Source organism: Paenibacillus sanfengchensis (assembly GCF_036864765.1).
GTDB classification, from domain to species: Bacteria; Bacillota; Bacilli; order Paenibacillales; family Paenibacillaceae; genus Fontibacillus; species Fontibacillus sanfengchensis.
Window position 1 is genome coordinate 450,071 of the sequence record NZ_JBAGJC010000005.1, and the last position, 22,496, is coordinate 472,566.

The window sequence follows — 22,496 nt, forward strand, 5'->3', positions numbered from 1 at the left end:
CTCACTTACCTCCCGTCAATTTTCGGATTTCGGACTCGATCACCTGGATGTCGTCCCCCAGCAGAGGCCGGGGATCTATATCGAAATACCCCTGTCTTACCCCGTAATCCCGCGTATATATGGCGATGTCCCCCTGCTGAAGAGCCGCGGCGACTTCCTTGGCGGATACGCCGACGGCCGCCGGATCGATATGAACGCGCCCGCGGTAAATGGCCCGTCCGGCTTCATCCTGCACGATCGTCACCCGGACCCCGGGAATGTCGTTCAGCGCCATCAACGCTTGCAGCGACGCTTTTTCCTGTTCGCTCTTATCTTCTTTGACCATGTATTCATCCAGGGCCTGCAGAAGACCGAAGATCGTTTCCTTGCCGACCTTCATACTGCGCCCGATGGCATGCAGCTGCACCTTGAGCCAGTCGATGTATTGACGCTTCCCGGCCACGATGCCCGAGGTGGGACCTTCGATCGCTTTGGAGCCGCTGTAAATCGCCAAATCCGAGCACGCCACATACTTCCGCAAGTCCTCTTCGGCCGCCGCGTCGACGATAAGGGGGACTTCTTTGTCCTGAGCCACCTGCCAGGCTTCTTCGACGGAAATCATGTTTTTCTGGACCGTATGATGGGATTTCACATACAGGATCGCCGCGGTATTGTCGTTCACGGCGTCGGCGATATGCTCCGCCTTCCCTTCATTGGCATACCCGACTTCCACCAGCCGGCCGCCTCCCAAATGAACCATGGTCTCGACGGGAGCGCCGTACTGTACGTTGTGACCCTTGAGCAGGATGATTTCATTGCGGATGATGAATTCCTGGTGCAGCCGTTCGCTGAGCCGCCGATTTCCCCGCGTGACGAGCGCGGCCACGGAAAGAGCGATGCCGCTGGACGCCGAATTGACGACGACGGCCGCCTCGGAGCCGATCTTGTTCGCGATGTAATCCCCCGCCTTATCCACCAGATCGGCGATTTCGACATAGCTTTGTCCGCCTTGCTTCATGGCTTCCATCACTGTATCGCTCGGCGCGGATACCCCGAGAATACTCATGCGCCCGCTGGCGTTGATCACGCGCTTAAGGCCATATTTCGCATTCCATGAATTCCCCATTCATCACAACTCCCTTGGCTCGAATAATTTGCTCTGCCTGCCGCTCTTCGCCCTCCGAATCGCGCAGCACCGCCGGACCTTCGTCCAGACTGAACAGCGTCAGATTGGCGGTCTCTCCCGCGCGTATGCGCGCAAGCTCCGGTTTGCCCAGCCAGGCCGCGGCCCGCGTGGTCACCATCGCGATGACTTCTTCCAAGGGATATCCCAGAAGAAGAAATTTCGACAGCACGCTGCTCATACTGTACACTGGCCCGTTCAACCGGTTGCCGCGATAGATGTCGGTGCTGATCGTGTCCGGCGCTATGCCGTACCGCTTGGCCGCTTCCGCCACCCGAAAGGAAAAGCTGGCCGTACCGTGCCCCACATCCAGATGAACGCCCCGCCGGATCGCGTCGACCAAAACCTGAAGTGGACGACCCTCGGCATCGAACAGATTGTTCTTCTTCCCGTTCAAATAATGCGTGATGATATCTCTACCCGCCAAAAGCGGAACGACCTCCCGGATATCCGGCGGCCCCGATCCGATATGGACCATCAGCGGCAGTCCCGTTTCCCCGGACAGCTCCCGCGCCGCGCGCAGCGGCGCTATGCCGCTGTCTCCGACCACGCTCCGGCTGATGCGGGCCTTCAGTCCGACGATGAAATCCCCGGCGGCATCAACTGCTTGGTTGATTTTTTTCCGGTCGATCCACTCCATCTGCGACAGTTCATCGACTCGGCTCAAACCGATGCGCGAAATATTCAAAAAAGCAAACACTCGCGTCTTCGCCCGCTCCCCGTCCTTGAGGAGGTCGGCGATCTGGTCCGCCCCGCAGCTGCCCGCGTCCACGATCGTGGTCACGCCTTGGCGGATACCGATCTCATCGATCTCGTCGCCGTAGGGGTCGAACTCGGGAAACGCATGAACATGCATATCGATCCAGCCGCTCGACACGTATAACCCTTGGCCGTCCCGTTCCTCCGGAGCGCGGCCCTGACCGGGCCCCGTGATCTCCGCGATCCGGCCGCGGTCGATCACAATATCGACCTCTTCCCCGCCGACTCGCTTTACGCGGCGAAGCACCCATGAATCTCCCATGATATTCACCTTTTTCTTTTATAACATTATAATGTTTAATTTAGCATGAGGGGTAACCGAAGTAAATATAACGTTATAATGTTTGAGATTGCAGTTCCAAATCAAAGCCGATCTCAAACATTCGGGTCCATGGAAAATGCAGACGAGCCAAACGGATCTCTCCTTCCCGAATGTCTTGGAAATATTCCGCCGTCAGCCACTTCATCTTCACTTCCAAAATCGTCTGCACCTCATCCAGGCAATGACCTATCTCGTAGTAGCTCGCGTTCAGTCCGGGCAGATCGTTCTCCAGCATGTCCTGGCGGACGAGGGATTGATAAATAAGATCCTCCACAAGGCGCTCATAATAAAATTTCCGGCTTTCCCGGAACGTTTCGATTCCGGCCGTCTGTTCCGGATGCTCCAGATAGTAAGAAACGATGACGAAATGGGCGATGACCGTGCCCAGGGCGTTGCCCGAGGTGTTCCAGCCCGCATAGGCCGTCAACCGGTCCAGCAGTCCTTTGCTCCTCAGCAGCTGGATCAGCACGGGATCGCCGCCATTGCAGGTCGCGACATCGCCCAATGCGACATGCTTGCCCTTCCGGAGATAGGTTTCCGCGGCCTCCACGATTTCGCGGTACTGAATCTCCGAGAAATACGAACGGTGCCGCTCCCGGAAAGGGATCTGCTCCGCCATCCCCGCCTGGTCGACGGCCGGCGAATGGACGATCAGCACCAGCGGCGTTTCGCCGGAATGGTCCGCCAGCACGGCACCCGCCGCGGTCAGATGGGCTTTGACGCTCTCGTTCAGGCTCCGGTCCTCGTATTTCGGCTTGATGAACGGGCCTTTCGTCGAAGAGTAACGCACGAAAATTTCCGGCTTGTGCCGTTTGATCTCGCAAAAAATATGCGAAAACATCGTGCACCCGACCTCATCGGCGCCGGGATAGATCATAACGCGGTCCATGACGCCCAGCTCCCACGCCCGGCCGATCATAAGCTGCTGCTCCTTGGGGGAAAAGCCGTACTCGGCGTTGTCGTCCAGCGGGATGACCAAATGGTCGATCACGCCCTCGCGCGCCAGCTCCAAGGTATGGTGATTGACCTGCTGGTTGACCTGCCTGCGCCCGACGAAATCATTCAGATATTCCGGGGGGATCAGGGCTTTTACCCGTTCCAGCTCCTCCCGCTCCGCCTCGCTAAGGCGGTCCCGCTTCTCTTTGTCAGTCAAGTAGCTGTATCTAAAAATTTGCCCGCCGTGAAATTTGTAATAGTCCGGCTCTTCCTCGTCCTTGTTGTTGTTCGGCACCCGCATGATCAGATTGAAAGCGTGAATCCGCAGACCGGGCCTCCGTTTCTTGATTTCTACGAGCACGGACAAGCGCTCCAGACATTCTTCGAAGGTCAGGTGATGCAGGCGCGACGGAACGATGCCTCCATAAACCAGCAAGTCGATCGACACGAGCAGATAGTCCGCATCCGCGGTTTCCTTCAAAAGCCACTGCCGCACCGCCGCCGTATCGGCCGGTTTCTTTTTTTGCCCCAGGAGCCGGATGTCCGGCGCAACAAACTGTAAATCGGTCATCCCGGCAAGCCGCTGCGGAAACCGGTAATTGCAGGGTCTTTCGTCCAATGGCAGATAAACCACTTTTGACATGAGTGCGCTCTCTCCCTTTCGCTTAGGAAATTAAGCGTTTTCATCGCAGTGTACGCTTACTGCTATCTTAGCGCTCCCGGCAGCAAAGAAATATCCCACTATTTTACGAAAATATCCAAAAAATGAGGCCGGGGGGAACCTCAGAGAGATCCCCGCTCAAAAGCCTCCAGCACCAGAATGTCTTCCAATTCCGGCGGATTCGGCCAATGAATGTAGCGTTCCCGCTCCAATTGACGCAGCCCTTCGAGGATGTCTTTTTTGCCCCGGCCGGTCATCCGCTCCAGTTCGCCCATCATCGGCATCCTTCTGCGCTGGATCGTGAAATTAAACAGGATGCGCAGCAGCTTGCGCTCGAGGTCAGGAAGCATGGCTTCCGCCTCCTTTCGCCGGGGAACAGGCCAGGATTTGGCTGGCCCGAAAAGCCCGGGGCGCCCCGCTGGTCAGACAAGTGGCCCGCACCAAATCGCCTCTGACCGCATGAACTTCGATCCGCCGCTGCGACACTTTTCCCTTCCGGTCCAGGTAGATAATCTCTACGATACGTCCGATGTATTTGTTCACTCGTCTCATCTCCAAATAAGAACATCTGTTTGTATTATATGCGAACGTACGTTCTTTATTCAACAAGAAAAAATCGCCGGTTCTTCCGGCAATTCCTTTGAAGCCGGGGAGCCTACCAAAGCCGGGTAGGGGCTCTGAACTTATGGTTAACGTTTAGAAACGGGGAGATGAACTTAAAATATTTAAAAGGAGTGAGTGCGATGGGAAAGTGGAAACCCGGTGAACGATACCGCAGTTGGGGAAAAGCCGTATTGTGGATCAGCGCCTTCGCTATTTTGCTGGGCTGCGGATATGTAATGTACATTTTGTTTTCGGTGTACTGGGGAAATTAAGCGTGGAGAAGAGGCCCGTCCTTGCAAAGGGGGGCCTCCTGTTCTGTTTCGCTATATGATCCGTTCTTTACTTTTGTTGAGCTCCTCGTACATGAACTTATAAAAGCCCAATACTTCCGGACTTTTGGGAATCAGCAGCAGCTTTTGTTCCAGCTTCTTGTTAAATTCCCTCGTCATGCCTTCTCTCCCGTCGAGAGAAAAAAACTGCGCCAAAGCCACTTCGCCTTGCGAGTTGATAAAGGAAATATTGTACGGAAAGATCCATCCCGTCTTTTTCTTGACGTCCGTTTGTTTCTTAGTGACGGCATAGTCCTCGAAAAATCCCTTGTGGAACGTCGTTTTGGCGGACTCCTCTTCCACGTAGTAGTCTTTCCTCACCACTTCAGCGGATGCGGCAATGATATTCTTAAGCGGGATTTTAAATATATTTTCCACCACCCACTTATGCCCGCTCTTTCTACCTTCAACCACATTCAAAAACTCTTCGTCAAAAAACAGCTGAAGCTCATTTTCCGGGTATTTAACCGGCAAACCGGAAACGATTTTCACATAAGTATACTTGGACACGACGTAAAAGCCCCCCAACCGATCATGCATCTTTTTTCCAAATTATACACGACGGTTGGCGGGGCTGTCTTATTTTTTTGTCACTTGTTCGAATTTTCGCCTCAGCTTTGCTTCAATGCCGACAATATTTGCTGCCGCAGCCGGTTGACCGCAACCGCGGCCTCCTCCCGAGTTAACGGTGCCCCGGGGCGTTCCCCGTCAAAGATGCCGCATGCTTTCGCTTCGGCCCAGTCTTTGGCAGCCCAATCGCTGACCTGCTCAATATTGCGTTCCTGTTTGGAAATATCATTCTCCTCCTCTTGCCGTGGGTTATTGAGCGCAGCGTATGCTCCCTTCAATTCCTCCACTGATCCGCGGTACACGTTTAAATCGACATGCCCGCCAATTCCGGCGATTCGCCCGCTGTCGCTATACTGCCAAAAATCCCACTTCTTCCAGGCCGGAACATCATAGGGTGCAGCAGAGCTGTAGCGCGCGATCCAAAGCGGATAGCTTTGCAGCGTTTCGTCAAACTGTTGGGCGAACGCATTCCCCGTATAAATGATCGGGCGGATGCCGATCAGACGCTCCACCTCGGACAAAAATGCCCGGGCAATTTGGTTGATCTGCGGTCGGCTTAACCCTGCGGGGTTGTTTTCGTAGTCCATGACGGGCGGGAGTGTAAAGGGCGTGCCTACGCCTTGCAGGGTTCGCACAAAATGCTGCGCCTGCTTCCTCGCGGCTTCGGGCGAGACCGCGTCCACGAAGTGATAGGGGCCGGTAAGCAGCCCCGCCTTGTGAGCGCCCGCGGCGTTGCCGCGAAATTTCGGGTCGACCCAGGCCGTTCCCTGGGTCGCTTTGATAAATGCGAAGGAGATGCCCGCGGCCTTCACCTGCGGCCAATCGACCTCCCCCTGCCAATGGGAGACGTCGACGCCGCGCGCGTTACGGTTGCTTTTTACCTGCATGATCCTTGGTCCCCTCCTCGCTGTTTTCTCCGCTTTTGGATTGAAAAATCTTCACGGCGCTCCGCAGCACCTCCGGCATGGGAATCCCCATCCGCCCCACGTTTTCGATGATGGACAGCAGTTCCGTCGCCAAATAAAAAAAGATCACGGCATCCCGGATATAATTTCCCTCGCCCAAAATCCCGTCAATGAGATTGGCAATGGCGACCAGGATAAAAATCGTGACCTTGCGAATAATGCCTTCATGCCCGATCCGGCTGCGCAGCTCCCCGTTCATCCAGGCGGCGATCCAGCCGGTAATCCAGTCGGCGATGACGAAGACTAGTAGAACCTGGAGGAGAAGGGTCCAACCGCCGACCATGTAACCCATCATCGCTCCAACAATAGAGGCTGTGCTGGTGGTGAAGTAATCTAAGTGGTCTTTCATGTCGGTGGCCTCCTTGGGATTAGTGGAAAAGAAAAAGCCCCCTGAATGGGAGCATCCTCAATTTTATTCTGCAAAACAGTGCACTGATGCACCTACTCAATTGCCCACCATGTGACATTATTTGATGTGCCATCTGCGTGAAAAGAACCTTCTGTGTCTTTCCTATAAAGGGATAATGTAAAACCATTAGAGTTAAGTACCATATTAAAACCAAAGCTAACTGATCCATTTTTATCAGCATAGTTCGATGGACTAATAACATCAGGAACATACAAAATTAATGTAGTAATCCCATCACCACTCCTATTGTGGAAGAAGACTCTTGTCCAAACAAAGACTAAAGAGGGTCGGAAGTCGAGTGAATTTACTACTACTCGGGTCCCTGACAAAGTCTGACCTGTAGCTATATAATCAGCACTTCTTAATGTTCCAGTAGCTAACCTTTTTCCTGTAGGAATTTTCCAAATCTTCTCGGATAGTTGCTTTAACGTTTCGCTCCCTGATGCCGGAACTCCTTTGTCAGTAATGGCGGAAGCGACAGCGTTTTTCCCATCACTGACATTTGTAAAAAGCTCATTGATCGCAGCTACAGCATTGGATTTATCCGTTGTCAATAAACCTGAAAGAGGGCCAACCGCGTCATCAACCGTACTTTTCAAAGCTATATCATTCCCTGTTGCTGGAGCCGCTACCTGAGCACGCCCCATACTATCTTTAACAACCAATCGACTTGTTGCTAAACTATCCAATTCCTGCAAAGTTATCCCCTTCGCCATATTTATCATCCCCACGTTTTTTTATCCACAGTTAAGTTCCAATTACCGTACAACTACTCAACCTATAATCATATTTGGAAGCCCCGGAGGAAATACTAAAGGTAACCCCATTATCATTAAAGACCACATTTTCAACATAGCCCGAAAAAGATAAACTACTATCTCGCTCCGTCTTAACGTCTCCTCTAAATCCGCCAATTGAACCCTTATCCCTTGAAAAAACAACCGCACCCTCACCATCTATACGCGTCCAATAAGAAGTTCCTTTTGTAAAATACATGCTTATTCGCACCATAATGATTTCAGGTTTAAACGGCAGATTTGAGATTGAGAAAGGACCGGGACCAACCTCACTAAAACTCACGGTTTGAAATTGAAGCCCTGTTCTAATTTGTGCTATTTTTTCTGCAAGCTGAGCGTTTGTATCAGAAGGAGATGCCGAAACACCCTTAGAGGCAATTGCTGCAATCATAGCATCTCTATCAACCGTGGTTAATCGCTCCAAAGCCCCTTGAACTCCAAACAAAGCCACATCTTTTGGGAGGTTTGTAGGGGTGAGAGCCGGATCACCTACTACATATCCGCCACCATTGTGGTAACCCATAGGGATCGCCTGATTCATCGTAGAAGGTGTAATCACAACTCCTCCTCTATTAGGCATAGTTCCCGTAAAGGATCCATTTAGATTAGACGCTGTTTTACCTTCCAGTAATTCACTTGCGCCCGCATTTCCAGTAGCCTTAATAATGGTGGCCATTTTATCTATCAACAAATCCCAGCTCTCCGAAGCGGATGCCGATATCCCTAAGGCAACAAGCGCGGCAACCACTTCCGCTTTACGCTCATTGCCAGCTTGAAAAACCTCATTCAGTTGCGCTTCCAAACCGCTTACCCGGTTCATCGGCACAGTATCTACGGCCAGAACGGCTCCGTTAATTGCCCCGTCCGAACCAATAGGCACATTTTTGAATACCATCATCATCAACTCGGTCGACGCGGCTACCCCAGACAAAAGGGTGATTTGGGCCCGCCGGGTAACCGTGCCCGATTCATCTCTGACCGTGTTGGATATCGTGTACTGTGTCGAGTCCAGGAAGGCCCTATTAATCGCAAGAAGTAAGGTGTCCGTGTTCGCATCAAAAAGGTCCAAAGGAATTTCAAAAACCGTCTGATTGTCAACGGTGGCTACGACTTTCAATGGATAACTTACCAGTTTGGGAATTCCCGTTTCCGTCACCAGTCCAATCTGCTGATCCGTGTAAGACTTGGCTTCCAGCGTAGCGTCCTTAACGGCTTTTGGTGTGGCGGCCATATCCTCAGCGCTGCTGTTTGTAGCATTGGAAAGTTGGACCTTCCCTTTCTCAGTCAAAGAAGCATCGGGAATGCTTACATTCCCCACCGCCGCATCAATCTTATCCCAGTTCTCATTCAGCATCGTCTCAATATTAAACGTGTCATTCCCGTCCGCGACGGGGTCTTTTTTCAATAAATCAAGGTTAGGCGTTTTGCTGGCCAAGGGAACCACCTCCTGCAAATTTGGATAAAGGGAGCTGCTGCATCTCGCTCAATGTTTTGACGCCGTGAAGCTCTTTGATCACCAAATAACTGAATTCATACTCTACCGCCAGATGCGCCGGCTTGATCTCCTCGATCATCGCCCGCAAGTCGTCCAGATTCGGCGGAATGCCGATCGTATCGATAAACTTGATAGTGAAACTCCACTCGGAAGGCGCGAAAGTCACGTCGACCGTTCCGCCATCATAGGCTTCCGCCACGTTTTTCACCAGGCGTCCGGAGAATTGCCCCGCCCCGCGCAGCTTGGACTCCACCAGAGCCCGCCGCTGCTCCAACGGCTTTTCCCTGTCTGTGGCCAAACCCAATTCCTGTTCCCATCGATCCAGCCCCCAGGTCGCCGTCCGCACAAAAAACTGATCCAACGTCTCATTCAGCGCCCGATAAAGCTCATCCAGTTCAGCGCCCTTCGCGTTTATATCCGAGCTCATCACTCGCGAGTTTTCATAGTATCCCGGCAAAAATGAAAACATCTCGCGCCCCAGCGGACTGGAGATTTCATGGACGCTCCCGGTTGCCGGGGCAACCGCCGCACTCGCCGTAACTCCCGCACTACTCATGAACTTCCACCGTCCCCGGCACGGCGACCTGCCCCGGCAAAATCTCGATGTTCGCATCCGCCTTGCCGTTCACCGTCAGGTCGGTATAATCGATGATCGGCGGTATATCGAGCAGGATCGCCGCAATCCGCGTGAATCTCACCAGCGGATCGGCAAAAGCGAGCAGTTTCAAATATCCCCGCAAACCGCTTTCGATCTGTGCTTTGACCTCCGGCAGGGTCACCCCGCTGGCCAGCGTCAGCTTCACGGAGATCGCGATCGGCACCTCTTCCGCGGCCATCACCGTCACGACGGGACCTGCCGGAGCCATGCCTTCGCCCTGACCATCCATCGTCGGATCGATATGCTGCTGAGCCGCGGCCACGATTTCAGCGTTCGCCGCCCGTTTGTCCGCGTCCAGCAAATAAATCCCGACGGTGCCCGGGCCTTTCCAGAGCGGCCTGACCTGCACCCCGCCCACGCCGGGCACTTCGCCGGCCCATTTCATGTACTGCGCCTTGTTGCCACTGGTGCCCTGATTGCGGACCTGGGCGTAAAAACGCTCCAGCAGCAGCTCATCCGATTCCGTATTGGCGCCGCCGCGCGTTTCCTCCGGGTTGACCACGGCAGTAATCCCGCTGACCGGCGTTGACATCAGCGTAATGACGCCCGCCGCAACGACGCCCGAACGCCCGGGCACCAAAGCCCGGATGGGAGCACTCCCCGTCCCGTCTGTCCCCAAAGTCACCGGCTGCGTCGTTTCATACTCCACGGACGGCTCATTCGTCGCTTCGTCCGCTGGTGTCAGGACAACGGTTCCCGCCGGGACCACCGTCCCCGGGGCGCCGGTGAAGCGAACCGTCCCGATCGCGGCCACGGCAGCCCGCCGGGCGACCCCGTGCTCCGCCGCGCGCAAATCGAGGTACGACCCGAAGGTCGTCCCCGCGAAACCGCGCTGCAGCACCTGCTGCGCCCAGCCTGCGGCTTCCGCCAGCACAAAGGCCACCGGGGCCTGGGCGTCCCAAATAAAAGAGCCCTCGGATTTGTCGATATCCGAAGGCACCCTCGCCAGCATCCGCTGCATAATATGTTCTTCCGTTTGTTCCTGCAAAAATAATGGCAGCTCCGTCATCAACTCACGCTCCCTTCCAAAACTATCGCTTCTTCCTGAACATTCATCACCCGGCAGGAAAACCGGCATTGCTCTCCCGCCCAGTCAAAAACAAACCCTTCCACGCTTGCCGTGCGGGGATCGACCATTAACGTTTCCCTGGCGATCCGCTGAATCTCGCTCTCCTGAACGGCCCGGCCGTATCCTCTGCCGATCAGATCCTCGAATTCCTGTCCGTAATTCCGCGAATAAATAAGATGCCGATAGCGCGGTGTCCGGATCGCCTTTTGGCACCACATCACCCAGGCTTCCGTGCTGTCGGCCGGGGCAACTTTTCGTGAAGGCGTCAAGACGAACTCCCCCCGGTCAAAGTCAAACCGCCAGCTTCGTCCGAACTGGATTTCAGAAGCTTGCCCTTCAGCCGCCGGTTCCGTTTCCCAAGACTGTTCCAGCGCTTCCGGAAAAAGATTAGCCACCTCTGCTCACCACCTTGCATATAACGACTGCGTCATGCCCTCCGTTCAACGGGATCACAAGAACCCGATCTCCCGGTTTATATTCAAGCCTCAGCGAGGCTTCCTTCGTTTCGGAAGGTTTAAAAGCATAGTTCACCGCATCTACCGATGTCAGCATTAACTCGGGCAGCTTCAACGTTCCGGGAAATTCGGCCAAATAATAATCCCCTATTTCATGCTTGAACCGGTCCAGCTTCAAACCGGAGGCCGTAATGGTGCCAATCTCAACGGCGACTCCGGAAATTGCCTCCTTCGTTCTGTTGGCGGCATTGTCCCGCAAAGTCACCGCCAGCGCCGTATAAGGATCAACTGTCAAGAAAATACCTCCTTTTTACGTCCTCAAAAGAAGACAGCTCCAAGGTCATATGCCCGGGATCGCCAAGCTGGTGAGTCACCGACGTGACGATTAAACCAAGCCCGTTAAAATTGACCTTATCGCCGGCGCGGATCGTGTTCAAGTCCGTACAGGATACGGAGTAGGTTACGCCTTTGCCGGTAAGCATCGATTCGGCCAATTTTTTGGCGGCGTTTGCAGTCTTGACATCATCATCCTGCACGATCCGTTGCAGCACGCCATACTCGGCGGTTTGCCCCGAGGCGATGGCCAGCACCTTGGAAGGTGCGTCTTCTCCGGCCGACGAACCCAGCACCTTCACCCGGGTTACCGTTTCCTCCAACGTCCGGCTTTGCGTTGCCTCCTCAATACCTTCCAATCTCCAGACGGTTTTGTTGCCGCCGATTTTGAACAGCTCAAGCCCGGCGGACGTCATCCGCGGTACATACATCTCGCCGCCAGACTTCACCGTCTCCTTCAAGTCAGCCATGATCATATTGTAGATTGTCTGGGCGCGGTACACCGATTTTTTCAACTTGGTTTTCGTGTCCGGGACCTGGGCAAGCTTGATATTCCAATCCGCCGCATACTTTTTAATCCGCCCGGAAGCCGTTCCCCCCGCAGCAAAAAGACACTCGTCCTCCGATTTCGCCAGATAGATCGTCCGGTCGTAGACCGTGAGCGTCATTTTCTTGGTCATACCGGCCGTGCTGCTGCAATCCCAAACAACCCCTGGATGCAGTAGGGGGACCTGCCCGGATTCGCCGAACGGCACCCCGCTGATACGAATCTCCTGCCCGGGTTCAACTCCCGGAAAATCCGCCGGAATGTTCATGGTGATGGAAGCCTGATAGGCGATCTGATCAAGCGAATCGCTCAGCGATATGCTCTCGACCAGTGCACGAAGATAATACTTGTTTTGCAGCACCACCTCATAGCTCATGAAGGCATCACCAGCTTTTGGCCCGGCTTGATTTTGTTCGGGTCCTTCCCGATGGTCTTGGCGTTGGCGTTATAGATCGCCTGCCATTTGGCGCTGCTGCCAAGCTCCAGCTTGGCGATTTTCGACAGCGTATCCCCTGATTTGACCGTGTACGTTTTGGGCTTTGGCTTCGTGTCCGGGCGGCTGGCTTGCCTCGTCGACTTTCCCGCTGCCGCTGCCGCATTCGTATGAACCTTCATGTCGCGCCACGTCCGTGCCGTCAGCTCAAAATAAACATCCCCCGGTTCCCCACCTTTAAACGTGGTATTATGGGCCGAGACCATGACCAGCACATTGACCGCCGTCCCCGTGATGATCAGCCGCACCGGCTGTTTGCTGTTCATCATCTTGGTTAGGAGGTTCATCGCTTCCTGAGGATCGGGAATATCGCTATAATTGCAGTATCCTGCATCATACACCGCCGGAAAAAAAGAAGAGAAGGCGATTTCCTTCACCTTCTCTCCTGCGGGAAAGTCGTATTCTCCAAGAGACAGAATATTGACAGTCTCCAGGGCCTTCCCCCGGGATATCGTGATTTCCTCGGGATTGACGGGGAAATGAAAGACATTTCCCGCGCCATCCTTCAATTGAATTTCCATGCGCGCTCCCCTCCTTAGCTGACGTTTTGCATGGCGAGGCGAACTTCGTTGGCAATTTTATGGCCAGACAATTTAGCCAATTCGTCGTAATTGATTTCATCCTTATTGATGGTTAAATTGACGGCTCCTTTGGACACAACGACATTGATTTTCGGAACAGCCGACGGCATTCCTTGAGTACCAACCGGAAATTCTCTGGTTTCATCCTTTTTTGAAGGGATTTGCGGTCGCTCTGGCAATCGTTGCAAAGATTTTCTCATAGCAGGAGTATCGGCGCTGGCAGCTGGAGCTTGAGCTTTACTTTTCTTTTCTGGCTTTTTAAAAATATCAAATAGAAAGCCCCCTAGCTTGTCGCCTAGGAAGTCTCCGGCCATAGATCCCAAAGTTGCTCCCGCAGCCGTGCCCGCTCCCGGTACGATAGAACCGAAAAAGCCGCCAACAGCACCACCTGCCATCGATAAGAGTGATGAGGTAACCGCCTTGGTCTTATCCCGTTTTGATCCGGCTGTGGCAAAAGCCCCGACATCCGTTAGCAGGCCAAGCGGGCCGGGAAGCTTTAATTTCCCCATAAACTTCATGCCTTTCCCGAACCATCCGCCGGCTTGCTTGAGCAAATTCGATCCCTTCTCCTTGGCGAAGGAGACTCCCTTACCAACCCAATCTCCGCCTTTACTAAGCAGACCAGAACCTTTTTCCTTAAGCCAGGAAAAACCATTACCAATCCAAGCTCCACCCTTTTTTAGGAAGCCCGAGCTTTTCTCCTTTAAAGTGGAAACACCATTAACGACCCGTGTCTTTCCGTTTTGCAGCCAATTGGCTCCTGTATTTTTTAGAGAGTTCATCCCGTCGCTGAGCCATGATCCGACGGACCGGAGCCCTCCCCATCGTCCCGGCCTGGTTTTCCCGGGAACTCTTCGGGTGCCTTTTGATTTACCGCCTTGCTCGGCTTTGTTCCTGTTCGAAGATTTGGTAGGGTCCTTTGACTCGTTGTCCAGGCCAACCATAGGATTTTTTGAGCCCGGACCCCTTCTTCTTCGTTTGCGTTTCTTTTTCTTCTTTCCGTCATCATCGGAATCGGAACCCAAATCACCGTCTAAAAGTCCGCCCGAACCACCGCCACAGTTGCATTTACAAATGCAAATACAAGTTTTCTTTTCGTCTTTCCCTCGCATTTTGTCGATTAAGCCTTTTATTTCATCTTTTAAAATATCCTTTACCAAATCCTTCGTAAGGTCTTTACTAAAATCTTTCAGAGTATCAGTAAGAGATTTTTTATCATCCTTCTTCTCCCCGGAACCGGAATCAGCACCCTTCTCACCGCTGCCCCCAGACTTTCCGCCCGTTTTGGCGTCAAGGCTTTTGGAATCGAATGCGGACATAAAGGACTGAGAAAATGCGTTTCCCGCTTTCTTCCCCGCCTCCATAAACATGGACTCATTACTCAAAAGCTCCATCAAAGGCTTGCCGACCACCCCATCCCAATCCACGCCTTCCACCCGGACGCGCCAAGGCGTACCGGTGAGCCCCAACAGGGAGGCGCGAATGCGCGCGGCCGCGGCGGTTACGCCATCCACCAGACCGACGATGGGGCGAACGGTCGTGCGCCGAAGCTTGGAGAGCCTGCGCTCCACCTTATCCGCGGCTGCCGAAAATCGATCCTCCAGCGTGATTTTCGGCGCGATTTTGGTCTTGCCCAAAACGGATGCCCGCCGCTGGGTTTGCTGGAGCAGTTTATCCAAACTGCGAAGCTTTTTGTCCGCTTGATCCACTTCGCGGCTGTCCATCTCAAAATCCAGGTCAATCACTTCTTTTTTAGCCATATGCCACCTCCTTTCTCCAAACCCGGTGCGCCCGCATCAGGGCCTACGGCGAAGAGGCCGAAGCCATTAACTCCAGCTCCCTTTCCGAAAAAGCCCGCAGCAGCAGGCGCTCCCCCTTGGGGAGTGACCAGAATTCCCCGGGGCGAAGATGATGCCGTGTCCACAGATGGAACAGCAGCGTCGTCATGCCGCCGGAGTCGATCAGTTTTTTACGTCGTCGATGTCCACCCCGAAGCCGGAAATTTCGAGTACCTTATCGCCTACCGCGTCCAACTCCCCGGCAAGCAGCATCCGGCGCACGGCTTCTTCACCGCCGGACAGTTTCAAGCGGCTGATGAGCCGGTCGTCTCCCCAGCCGCTGAGTTTGACGCATTGCTCTCCGCCATCCTCCAGCTTTTTGACGACCTCCAGAGCCGCGGTCGCTTCCTTAATCAAGGCGGCATTAAAAAGCTCACTGTCGATTTTTTCGGTCACCTGGCCTTTGGCCGTTTTACGGACCGTGCAGCGTTCGCGGATCGAGTCCACCTTGCTGGAAGTCAGCCCCCGCAGTGTAATCCGCAGGCTTAAACGCCCAATAAAAATGGTCTCTTCCGGCAGATTGGCTGCCGTCTCGAAGAGACCGTCCAAAATATCCTGTTCATTCCATTGTTCCGTGCTCATAGCTTTGCTTCCTCCTTCATTTCATCGTATAACCATTGCTATTTCTCCAAAAAATCAGGACACGGTAATCGGGTCCTTCAGCACATACGACTCGAACGTAAACGGCGTTTCTTCCGCCACTTCTTCCCCTGCGGTCCAGTTGGCCAACTGAATTTTGTCAACCATGCAGTTGACTAATTCAATCCGTTCGAATCCATAAGCTTCCGGGTCATCGAGCTTGTGAATGATCGAGAACTTCGTGAAACCACGGGAGATCATCTCGGACGAGACTTTGTAGCCGCTCATCGTGCCGGTTCCTTTTTTACGCCCCAGTTTAAAAACGGTGTAGTCCGTGCCGACCAGATTCAATTCACGTTTTTCCGCTTCAACATTGGCCTCCAGATGGTTCAAGTTCGACTGCCATACCCCATCGATAAAAATCTGGCCAAACGTCCCCATAATGACGCGGCCTGGATCAAGATATTGTGCCATTTGCTATTCCCCCTCTAAATTATTGCACGTAGAACGTGCCGAAAATTTGTTCCATCACATCGGTGTCATCCGCCGTCCACGTCAAGTAAACCTGATCGTCTTCAGGCTGGATTTGCGGCGCGCTTCCGTAATAACGCGGATCCAGCGTCACATCAAACCCGGCCGGTTCGATGACATTTTCCATAGCCAGAGATTGCAGGTACTGCTTTCCGGCGCCGATCAGCGCAAGCCGACCTTCCTCGGTGTTGTTCACCTTGCCGATATAATGATCCTCGGCGGTGCGCTGCAGGTCGGCATTGATCTGGTCGAGAACGCGGATTTTGCGGATTTTCTTCCAGCCCTTGTTCTGGCCCTCCCGCAAAGTAACCAGGCTGTTCACACCCCGCAGCACCTTGACCTTCCGGCCGTCATGCACCAGCAACAAGACCCCGTTCTGCACGCCCGCTTCCTGCTCGGACCGCGTCCAGCGCCGGGTCACATCCTCAAATGGGGAGACGGCGTACGTGGCCGATTCCTTCAGGGACTGGCCGGCGATCAGTCCGGCGACCCAAGCCGCCACTTGGGCGGAAGAGTACGACTTTCCGTTCATTTTGGCCCCGGTGCCCACATTGACAATCCCCTCAAAATCCAGAGCAGCACTGCGCGCAATCGCCTGGTTGACCGCATCCGCACCGGTATCCTCGGCGGCCGTACCGCCCAGCGTGGCGATAACGCCTTTTCCTTCGCCGCGCACCCGTTTCAGCCAGGCGGCCATGCTGGCGCGAAGCGCCCCATCCGTTACGCCGTCCAGCGTAAGCACATGGAAGTCCTGGGTTTCGAACGCTTCGGTGGCTTTCACGTAATCCGCATTCGTAACACCCGAAATACCGCTCATCCCGCCGGCAAAAGACTCCCCGGACACGTCGGCCAGTGTACCGTCGGCGATTTTTTCCGCAATCACCCACCGGTTGCCCGTGTCCTCGTTAATCGCCGCTGCGGCCTTGGCCGCTCCCCCGTCGCCGATGGCGATCGTCCGCAGCAATGTCCCTCCTTCGTATAGCTTCAGCTCTTTCGTCCCCGCCACCGTAAGGCTCGGCTGGATCGTGACTTTAAAGCTGTTGCCGCGCTTGCCCGGGTACTTGGCTTTAAGCAGCACGCTGTCTTCGGCAGCCGCCGCGTTTTTCAGCGTCAGCGCCGCGGGCGCGGCCGTGCTGTCCGCGATCCGGTAAGCCAGCAGCTTTTGGGAGCCGCCCAACAAGGCCAAGTACAGGGTTGTAAAAGCCGTGGCCCCTTCGGATTCATCTTCCGTATAGAACTCGCGGATCGCCGCTTCGCTGGCGACCTCCACGAATTGCCCGACCGGTCCCCAATGGGACTTCACCGGCGCGACCACCACACCGCGGGCTCCCGGCTGAATCGCCGTTCCCGCCGCGCTCACAAAATTCATGTACAAACCGGGAAGTTCCGGTTGATTGGTAACGTTCCAATTTCCTCCTGCCATATTACTGCACCTTCCTTTTCAAAAATTGTTGGACCCGTTGTTTGGCCTCTTTTACGCTAAAATTGTCCCGCGATGCCCCATGCACCGCCCCCAAGAGTACTTCCGATTTCACGCCCAAAAGAGCGGCACTGTGTTTCGCCAGTTCATCGAGGGGATATACAGCTTCCCCTGGGGCCTTGATGTTATTGGCCGTCTCGGCAAGCTTTTTGTTCGATTTCACAATGGTTCACCTCAAATATGAGATTGATAATAAACGTGCTGCATGAGCGGAGCGTCCGCGGATGCCTGCGTCACCCTCCGGCTTAAAGTCACGCTTAACGGTCCTTCCCCCGTCGCGGAATAGCCGTCCGCCACGGTTTTGGTGTTTACCTGTGCTTCGGATACCTTCACATAGGTTCTTTCCTCCGCTACGAGCGGAATTTTCGCCGCCGAACCCAAGCCTTCCAGCAGTTGCAGTAATGCGGCATGCTCCTGATCGGCATCCGCGGCATGAAAAAAAGCGGTCACCCGCTTCCGCACTTCAAAAACCTTCGTCCCCTGGGGAACGGCGCTCATCTCGACTACCCGCCATAAGATCGCGGGGGAGCCCGCCCCAATCGGCCAGTTCCCGGTGTGTACGGACCATGCACGGCCCAGCCGCTTTTGCGTCCAATCCGCCAGCGCCGTAAGCCAAGGGTCGCTGACGACCGGCGTCTGCCCGGCTAAAGGTTTGGGCGACACCAAGGCGTAATGCAGCGTTCTTACCGCGGCTTGGCGCTCCTCGTCCACCCGGTCGGGGCCGGCGGGGCCGAGGGAGAGCAGGGCGAACTTGCCAATCGCGTCGTCCTCCAGCATTTGCTTATCCAGCGCTGCGTTCAAAGCGGCGGTCAGCGTCTGCAAAGGGTCCGATGACTGCGATTGTGCCGGGGAAGCCTGGGAAACGTAAAGGTCGATATTCATCAGATGCCTGAAGCCTTTCCAAAGGCCGGATCCGTGACTTTCCCCGCTATCATTTCCCGCGGCCAATACCGCGTAGGGCTTCGGCGCATCCGCTCCGGCAGGCGGGGAGTGGAAATAGACTTCCCGCAATTCCGGGATGGAGGCTCGAAGCTTGTCATAGGTCGTCCTAATCATGGAATCAAGCATGATCCAACTCACCTCCCTTCCACCGGGCGGCTTCCCGCCGCGACGCATCTCGGCAGGCTGCAAAACTGCCGGCTTCCTTCGAAGCGGCCCCAAACGCAGCGGACGCACCGCTCCGGCCGGGTCCAATCCGCATCGGTCCGAAGCGGCGGATTTTTATTGTTGCTGCTGCGGTTTCGCAAATCGCTTCCCTCCCATAAGAAAAGCCGCTGAACGGGTCAGCGGCTTTCAAGTTTATTTAGAGTGATCAGGAGGCATTTACTTTACCGCCCGTCCACTCGATTTCCACAATATAAATTTACCATGCCTAAAGTCGAGCGAATGGACACACACTGGGCAAAAACCGGACAAAAACAGGAACGTGTGTTCTTATTTTTTGTCCATTATCATTCTCCCCCGCTTCCGCAGGGGCGCAAACGGCTTCTCCGTCAAATTAACGGGATTTCCTCCCGTTAATCAAGCGCACTCCGCCCATCCCGCATCCAAGAAGCCTTACGGAATGAGAACCACATCCCCCGGCTTCAAACCTTCCACCACTTCCGTTAAATCGTCCACTTCGAGCCCCGTCCGAATGACGCGTTTTTGCGACTGTCCGTTGCCCTGGTCCAGCATAACGTACGGGGTTTCTTTATCGCGCATAACGCCCAGAGACGGCACGGCTATCACGTTTTCTTTCCGCAGCGTCTCAATTGTCCCCTCGAGACTCAGGCCTCCGATCAGCCCCGGGACAGGCTCCAGATCAATCACCATATCGAATTGGGAAGGCAGCTTCGGATCCGTGTTCGCCCCTTTTTGGGCAAACTTGGAGATACTGCCGACCTTGCCCGACAGCTTCAAGTCGGAATTGCCGGTCGCCTTCACGCTCACACTCATTCCCGGTTTGATGCGAAACATGTCCGCCTCGGAAATGGAGGCGAGGAATTGGAGCTTGTCCGTATTCACGATCGTTCCCAGGACCTGCCCCTCCGAAGCCATACGGGTCTTGTTCTCCGTATCGTACAGAACGAACACGCCCGCTGCCGCGGCATGAACCGCCGCGTTGCCGATAATTTCCTTTTTGGCTTGCAGCTCCTTCATTTTCAATGCCAGCGCCTTCTCATTCAATGTTTGGGCTTGACGTTTGGCTTCCCTGTCGGCATAAGCCTTTTTCCGCTCCTCCTCGGTGGCCCCCGGGGGCTCCGTATCCTCCGCCGCATTTAAGGTCAGCTTGTTCAAGTCCAGCTCCACCCTGGATTTCTCGATTTCGCTCTCCAACTGCTTCGCTTCGCTCTCCAGCGTTTGGGTATCGAGCGTGAACAGAAGATCGCCTTTTTTAACTTGCTGACCGTTCTTCACCCGCCACTCCCGGATCTTCGCCGAGAAAGGCGCGAAAACTTCGGTCTGTTCGGCATAGGAAGATTTACCTTTAACCTGCACTTTCTGGGCCAATGTCGCCTGAGTGACCTGAAATGTAATCGGGGCTGGCGTCTCCACCGGAAGCTCCGGCTCCGGCTTGTACTTCTGATAAATCCAGTACCCCGCTCCCGCCAAAATCACGATGGCGAGAATCCCTTTGATCCATGTCTTCATCTCTATAATCCCTTTCCTCATCATTTCTGCCGGTTAAACTCGTTATGCCGACTTGATAACCCGCAGGGCATTTGTCCTGGAGGCGCTGATCGCCGGGTAGATGCCCGCAAGCACCCCTACCACCACAGCAAAGACCATGCCGGCGGGAAGCGTGGACAACTCAATCACCACCGTCATGGGGCCTCCGTCCTGCGACATCATCTGACTGGCGAGAAGCGCGTTCACCTGGTCGATGGCCAGAAACCCAATCAATATCCCGACTGTCCCCCCCAGGAGCCCCAATAAAGCAGCCTCGACGATGAACATCTCCCGGATCTGCCATAGATTGGCTCCCAGCACTTTCATGACGCCGATCTGCTTGCGCCGTTGATGGGTTGACATAATCATCGCCACAATGATGGACAGCGAAGCCAGCATCATGACAAATAGGCCAATGCCCAGCGCGGCTTTGCGATACAGGTCCAACTGTTCGTTCAGGGCCTGCTCCTGGAACAAATTGCTTTCCGTTCGCAGCGTCAGCCGCTGGATTTGCTGTTCCACCTGGGCCACGTATTTCTTGTCTTCCACTTTAACGAGCGCGGAGTTAAGACGACCGCTCCCGCCGGAACCCGCCTCGCTGTTCTGAAACTGATCTTGGAGCATGCGTGCGGTATCCAGGGAAATGTAAACCTTCTTATCATACATCGCATTGTTCGCATTCGTTCCTTCCTGAAGCTTCAGTACGCCCATCACCCGCAGGGACGCGCTTGTCCGCATCTTCGTCATGTCGGCCGGGTCAGGGCTTTTGAATTGGATCTGGTTCTGGTACAGGTCGGCAGGAGCCGACATTAAATCCGTAAATTGTTTCAGCAGTTCGTCATTATACGGGTCCTCCGACAGCTTCTCCTGCATCTGCTGTATGACCTTGGGGTCCACCAATCCGTACGTGGCCCCATAATTGACCACGGCCGCACCGTTCGTTTCCGAGGGAGAACCTTGCGCGAAGCGATAGCCAAAGTCGCGTAACGAAGCCAGTTCCGTTCCGATGACCTCCACACCCGAGGAGCGCCCGTCGGACGTCACCATTTCCATATAATCGAGTTTAAGCATGGGGGCTACCGAGACCACATGGGGCAGATTTCGGATGACTTCCAGCTTGCGCGGGGTGAGTGCGCCGCGGTCAAACCCCGAATTTGAAGTTCCGGTTTTTCGCCCTCCCCCGCCGCTCGAAATCCCCTCGTTCGGCGATACGGTAATTTCGTCCATGTGGTAATTCTCGTTAAGGGTCTTCTCGCTATACGTCTGTACCGATTTCCCGACGCTCAAGGCAATAATCAGGGCCGCACAGCCGATGGCCAAACCGGCCATGCACAGCAAGGTGACCACTTTTCTGCGAATGATCTGCCCCCATGCCATGCGCAACACATCAACAGTTCTCACAATGCTTCTCCTTTTTCCATCTCAAGTTCATTCATCAGTTCATTTGTCGTCTCCCCGATCAATCTTCCGTTCCGCAGCGTAATGACCTTCTGCATCTGGTCAGCCACCTCCGCTTCATGGGTAACGATGATAAAAGTGGTTTGCATCTGCCGGTTCAACCGCTGGATAATGGCCAGAATTTCTTCTTCGGTCTCCGTATCGAGATTTCCGGTCGGCTCGTCCGCAAAAATGACGGATGGCTCCGTAACCAGCGAGCGCGCGATACTGACCCGCTGCTGTTGGCCACCGGACAGCTGTGACGGAAAGAGTCCCGCCTTCCCGGCCAGACCGACCTGTTCCAAAAGCGCTTCGGCCTTTTTCCGCCGGAGGGCGGGCCGCATGCCCATGAAGACCAGCGGAAGCTCCACATTTTCCCTTACCGTCAAATTGGACATCAGTTCATAAGCCTGAAAGATAAAACCGATATGCTGGCGGCGAAATTCTGCCAACTTGTTCTCCCCCAGCCGAACAATATCCGTGCCGGCAATCCAAATGCTCCCTTTATCCGGCTTCATCAATCCGGCCATCAAGTTGAGAAGGGTCGACTTGCCCGAGCCCGAGCTGCCCAGCAGAGCCACCATCTCCCCCTTGTTCACGGTCATGTCGATTCCTTCCAATACGGGGACGACCCCTTGAGCGCTGCGGAAGGCATGACTGACCTGATCTACGCGCAACATATTATCCCCTCCTGACCACGAAGCAAAGTATGTATTCTTGTCGCCTCTATCCCTCCATTATAGGAGCCGGTTGTATCGGATTTAACCTGAGTTGTATACAGGTTGTAACATCTGCAAGCAATAAAAATACCCCTGAAAGTCCCGGGCACAGTTTC

The 22,496-nt window shown here is 54.5% G+C and carries 27 protein-coding genes; 1 reads left to right on the top strand and 26 read right to left on the bottom strand.

Translation table 11 applies throughout. From position 1 onward, the window contains the following. Window position 1: 1 nt before the first annotated feature. The 5 genes from V4U84_RS13935 to V4U84_RS13955 form a co-directional block, all read right to left on the bottom strand. A complete protein-coding gene (locus V4U84_RS13935; protein ID WP_334077354.1) occupies window positions 2–1,105 on the bottom strand; it encodes a DgaE family pyridoxal phosphate-dependent ammonia lyase in 1,104 nt (367 codons plus the stop codon). After that, a complete protein-coding gene (locus V4U84_RS13940) occupies window positions 1,071–2,183 on the bottom strand; it encodes an amidohydrolase/deacetylase family metallohydrolase (protein ID WP_334077355.1) in 1,113 nt (370 codons plus the stop codon). The genes V4U84_RS13935 and V4U84_RS13940 overlap by 35 nt, the downstream gene beginning before the upstream one ends. Window positions 2,184–2,256: 73 nt before the next feature. Continuing rightward, window positions 2,257–3,822: a DUF4127 family protein gene (locus V4U84_RS13945; RefSeq protein WP_334077356.1), complete on the bottom strand. Its 1,566-nt coding sequence runs from the start codon at window positions 3,820–3,822 to the stop codon at window positions 2,257–2,259. Window positions 3,823–3,962: 140 nt separating this feature from the next. Beyond that, window positions 3,963–4,190, bottom strand: coding sequence for a hypothetical protein (locus V4U84_RS13950; RefSeq protein ID WP_334075238.1), 228 nt, complete (start codon window positions 4,188–4,190; stop codon window positions 3,963–3,965). Further along, window positions 4,180–4,392, bottom strand: a complete 213-nt coding sequence (locus V4U84_RS13955) for a hypothetical protein (RefSeq protein ID WP_334077422.1) — start codon at window positions 4,390–4,392, stop codon at window positions 4,180–4,182. The genes V4U84_RS13950 and V4U84_RS13955 overlap by 11 nt, the downstream gene beginning before the upstream one ends. Window positions 4,393–4,583: 191 nt before the next feature. Between V4U84_RS13955 and V4U84_RS13960 the strand changes: the two genes are divergently transcribed. After that, complete coding sequence (locus V4U84_RS13960; RefSeq protein ID WP_334077357.1) at window positions 4,584–4,715, top strand: hypothetical protein; 132 nt, start codon at window positions 4,584–4,586, stop codon at window positions 4,713–4,715. Window positions 4,716–4,766: 51 nt separating this feature from the next. Here the strand turns inward: V4U84_RS13960 and V4U84_RS13965 are convergent, their stop codons facing one another. The 21 genes from V4U84_RS13965 to V4U84_RS14065 all read right to left on the bottom strand — a co-directional run bounded on the left by V4U84_RS13965 (window position 4,767) and on the right by V4U84_RS14065 (window position 22,341). Next, on the bottom strand, window positions 4,767–5,282 hold the full coding sequence (locus tag V4U84_RS13965; protein WP_334077358.1) for a hypothetical protein: 516 nt from the start codon (window positions 5,280–5,282) through the stop codon (window positions 4,767–4,769). Between the two features lie 101 nt (window positions 5,283–5,383). Continuing rightward, entirely contained in the window at window positions 5,384–6,229 is an 846-nt protein-coding gene (locus tag V4U84_RS13970) for a glycoside hydrolase family 25 protein (protein ID WP_334077359.1), read from the bottom strand. Further along, the gene (locus V4U84_RS13975) at window positions 6,207–6,656 is read right to left on the bottom strand and encodes a phage holin family protein (protein WP_334075233.1); all 450 of its coding nucleotides are present in this window, start codon (window positions 6,654–6,656) and stop codon (window positions 6,207–6,209) included. The genes V4U84_RS13970 and V4U84_RS13975 overlap by 23 nt, the downstream gene beginning before the upstream one ends. 92 nt (window positions 6,657–6,748) lie before the next feature. Then, the gene (locus V4U84_RS13980) at window positions 6,749–7,432 is read right to left on the bottom strand and encodes a hypothetical protein (RefSeq protein ID WP_334075232.1); all 684 of its coding nucleotides are present in this window, start codon (window positions 7,430–7,432) and stop codon (window positions 6,749–6,751) included. Between the two features lie 31 nt (window positions 7,433–7,463). Next, window positions 7,464–8,948, bottom strand: a complete 1,485-nt coding sequence (locus V4U84_RS13985) for a phage tail protein (RefSeq protein WP_334075231.1) — start codon at window positions 8,946–8,948, stop codon at window positions 7,464–7,466. After that, on the bottom strand, window positions 8,929–9,564 hold the full coding sequence (locus V4U84_RS13990; protein ID WP_334075230.1) for a YmfQ family protein: 636 nt from the start codon (window positions 9,562–9,564) through the stop codon (window positions 8,929–8,931). The genes V4U84_RS13985 and V4U84_RS13990 overlap by 20 nt, the downstream gene beginning before the upstream one ends. Then, window positions 9,557–10,675 (bottom strand): baseplate J/gp47 family protein, encoded by a 1,119-nt coding sequence (locus tag V4U84_RS13995; RefSeq protein ID WP_334077360.1) that lies wholly within the window; start codon window positions 10,673–10,675, stop codon window positions 9,557–9,559. Before V4U84_RS13995 ends, V4U84_RS13990 begins: the two co-directional genes overlap by 8 nt. Beyond that, window positions 10,675–11,130: a DUF2634 domain-containing protein gene (locus V4U84_RS14000; protein WP_416367246.1), complete on the bottom strand. Its 456-nt coding sequence runs from the start codon at window positions 11,128–11,130 to the stop codon at window positions 10,675–10,677. The genes V4U84_RS13995 and V4U84_RS14000 overlap by 1 nt, the downstream gene beginning before the upstream one ends. Next, window positions 11,123–11,485: a hypothetical protein gene (locus V4U84_RS14005; protein ID WP_334077361.1), complete on the bottom strand. Its 363-nt coding sequence runs from the start codon at window positions 11,483–11,485 to the stop codon at window positions 11,123–11,125. Before V4U84_RS14005 ends, V4U84_RS14000 begins: the two co-directional genes overlap by 8 nt. Further along, the gene (locus V4U84_RS14010) at window positions 11,475–12,446 is read right to left on the bottom strand and encodes an XkdQ/YqbQ family protein (protein WP_334077362.1); all 972 of its coding nucleotides are present in this window, start codon (window positions 12,444–12,446) and stop codon (window positions 11,475–11,477) included. The genes V4U84_RS14005 and V4U84_RS14010 overlap by 11 nt, the downstream gene beginning before the upstream one ends. Then, complete coding sequence (locus V4U84_RS14015) at window positions 12,443–13,084, bottom strand: LysM peptidoglycan-binding domain-containing protein (RefSeq protein WP_334077363.1); 642 nt, start codon at window positions 13,082–13,084, stop codon at window positions 12,443–12,445. The genes V4U84_RS14010 and V4U84_RS14015 overlap by 4 nt, the downstream gene beginning before the upstream one ends. Window positions 13,085–13,098: 14 nt before the next feature. Next, window positions 13,099–14,904 (bottom strand): hypothetical protein, encoded by a 1,806-nt coding sequence (locus V4U84_RS14020; protein ID WP_334077364.1) that lies wholly within the window; start codon window positions 14,902–14,904, stop codon window positions 13,099–13,101. Between the two features lie 201 nt (window positions 14,905–15,105). Further along, window positions 15,106–15,564, bottom strand: coding sequence for a phage tail assembly chaperone (locus tag V4U84_RS14025; RefSeq protein ID WP_334075223.1), 459 nt, complete (start codon window positions 15,562–15,564; stop codon window positions 15,106–15,108). Window positions 15,565–15,618: 54 nt separating this feature from the next. Next, window positions 15,619–16,035: a phage tail tube protein gene (locus V4U84_RS14030; RefSeq protein WP_334077365.1), complete on the bottom strand. Its 417-nt coding sequence runs from the start codon at window positions 16,033–16,035 to the stop codon at window positions 15,619–15,621. Between the two features lie 19 nt (window positions 16,036–16,054). After that, window positions 16,055–17,515, bottom strand: coding sequence for a phage tail sheath family protein (locus V4U84_RS14035; RefSeq protein WP_334077366.1), 1,461 nt, complete (start codon window positions 17,513–17,515; stop codon window positions 16,055–16,057). Between the two features lies 1 nt (window position 17,516). Next, the gene (locus tag V4U84_RS14040) at window positions 17,517–17,735 is read right to left on the bottom strand and encodes a hypothetical protein (protein ID WP_334075220.1); all 219 of its coding nucleotides are present in this window, start codon (window positions 17,733–17,735) and stop codon (window positions 17,517–17,519) included. An 11-nt stretch (window positions 17,736–17,746) separates the two neighbouring features. Next, entirely contained in the window at window positions 17,747–18,640 is an 894-nt protein-coding gene (locus V4U84_RS14045) for a hypothetical protein (protein WP_334077367.1), read from the bottom strand. Between the two features lie 8 nt (window positions 18,641–18,648). Continuing rightward, a complete protein-coding gene (locus V4U84_RS14050) occupies window positions 18,649–18,819 on the bottom strand; it encodes a hypothetical protein (RefSeq protein WP_334075218.1) in 171 nt (56 codons plus the stop codon). 310 nt (window positions 18,820–19,129) lie between these two features. Further along, the gene (locus V4U84_RS14055) at window positions 19,130–20,206 is read right to left on the bottom strand and encodes an efflux RND transporter periplasmic adaptor subunit (RefSeq protein ID WP_334077368.1); all 1,077 of its coding nucleotides are present in this window, start codon (window positions 20,204–20,206) and stop codon (window positions 19,130–19,132) included. A 42-nt stretch (window positions 20,207–20,248) separates the two neighbouring features. Further along, the gene (locus V4U84_RS14060) at window positions 20,249–21,625 is read right to left on the bottom strand and encodes an ABC transporter permease (RefSeq protein ID WP_334077369.1); all 1,377 of its coding nucleotides are present in this window, start codon (window positions 21,623–21,625) and stop codon (window positions 20,249–20,251) included. Then, complete coding sequence (locus V4U84_RS14065) at window positions 21,622–22,341, bottom strand: ABC transporter ATP-binding protein (RefSeq protein WP_334077370.1); 720 nt, start codon at window positions 22,339–22,341, stop codon at window positions 21,622–21,624. Before V4U84_RS14065 ends, V4U84_RS14060 begins: the two co-directional genes overlap by 4 nt. Window positions 22,342–22,496 lie beyond the last annotated feature (155 nt).

Bases quoted from the DNA above. Each gene is read 5' to 3' on its own strand.
- V4U84_RS14020 (WP_334077364.1), bottom strand. From the start codon at position 14,904: ATGGCTAAAAAAGAAGTGATTGACCTGGATTTTGAGATGGACAGCCGC.
- V4U84_RS14010 (WP_334077362.1), bottom strand. From the start codon at position 12,446: ATGAGCTATGAGGTGGTGCTGCAAAACAAGTATTATCTTCGTGCACTG.
- V4U84_RS13940 (WP_334077355.1), bottom strand. From the start codon at position 2,183: ATGGGAGATTCATGGGTGCTTCGCCGCGTAAAGCGAGTCGGCGGGGAA.
- V4U84_RS14065 (WP_334077370.1), bottom strand. From the start codon at position 22,341: ATGTTGCGCGTAGATCAGGTCAGTCATGCCTTCCGCAGCGCTCAAGGG.
- V4U84_RS13995 (WP_334077360.1), bottom strand. From the start codon at position 10,675: ATGACGGAGCTGCCATTATTTTTGCAGGAACAAACGGAAGAACATATT.
- V4U84_RS14025 (WP_334075223.1), bottom strand. From the start codon at position 15,564: ATGAGCACGGAACAATGGAATGAACAGGATATTTTGGACGGTCTCTTC.
- V4U84_RS14055 (WP_334077368.1), bottom strand. From the start codon at position 20,206: ATGAAGACATGGATCAAAGGGATTCTCGCCATCGTGATTTTGGCGGGA.
- V4U84_RS13960 (WP_334077357.1), top strand. From the start codon at position 4,584: ATGGGAAAGTGGAAACCCGGTGAACGATACCGCAGTTGGGGAAAAGCC.
- V4U84_RS13970 (WP_334077359.1), bottom strand. From the start codon at position 6,229: ATGCAGGTAAAAAGCAACCGTAACGCGCGCGGCGTCGACGTCTCCCAT.
- V4U84_RS13945 (WP_334077356.1), bottom strand. From the start codon at position 3,822: ATGTCAAAAGTGGTTTATCTGCCATTGGACGAAAGACCCTGCAATTAC.
- V4U84_RS14030 (WP_334077365.1), bottom strand. From the start codon at position 16,035: ATGGCACAATATCTTGATCCAGGCCGCGTCATTATGGGGACGTTTGGC.
- V4U84_RS13950 (WP_334075238.1), bottom strand. From the start codon at position 4,190: ATGCTTCCTGACCTCGAGCGCAAGCTGCTGCGCATCCTGTTTAATTTC.
- V4U84_RS13975 (WP_334075233.1), bottom strand. From the start codon at position 6,656: ATGAAAGACCACTTAGATTACTTCACCACCAGCACAGCCTCTATTGTT.
- V4U84_RS13935 (WP_334077354.1), bottom strand. From the start codon at position 1,105: ATGGGGAATTCATGGAATGCGAAATATGGCCTTAAGCGCGTGATCAAC.
- V4U84_RS13980 (WP_334075232.1), bottom strand. From the start codon at position 7,432: ATGGCGAAGGGGATAACTTTGCAGGAATTGGATAGTTTAGCAACAAGT.
- V4U84_RS14015 (WP_334077363.1), bottom strand. From the start codon at position 13,084: ATGGAAATTCAATTGAAGGATGGCGCGGGAAATGTCTTTCATTTCCCC.
- V4U84_RS13990 (WP_334075230.1), bottom strand. From the start codon at position 9,564: ATGAGTAGTGCGGGAGTTACGGCGAGTGCGGCGGTTGCCCCGGCAACC.
- V4U84_RS13955 (WP_334077422.1), bottom strand. From the start codon at position 4,392: ATGAGACGAGTGAACAAATACATCGGACGTATCGTAGAGATTATCTAC.
- V4U84_RS14045 (WP_334077367.1), bottom strand. From the start codon at position 18,640: ATGCTTGATTCCATGATTAGGACGACCTATGACAAGCTTCGAGCCTCC.
- V4U84_RS14035 (WP_334077366.1), bottom strand. From the start codon at position 17,515: ATGGCAGGAGGAAATTGGAACGTTACCAATCAACCGGAACTTCCCGGT.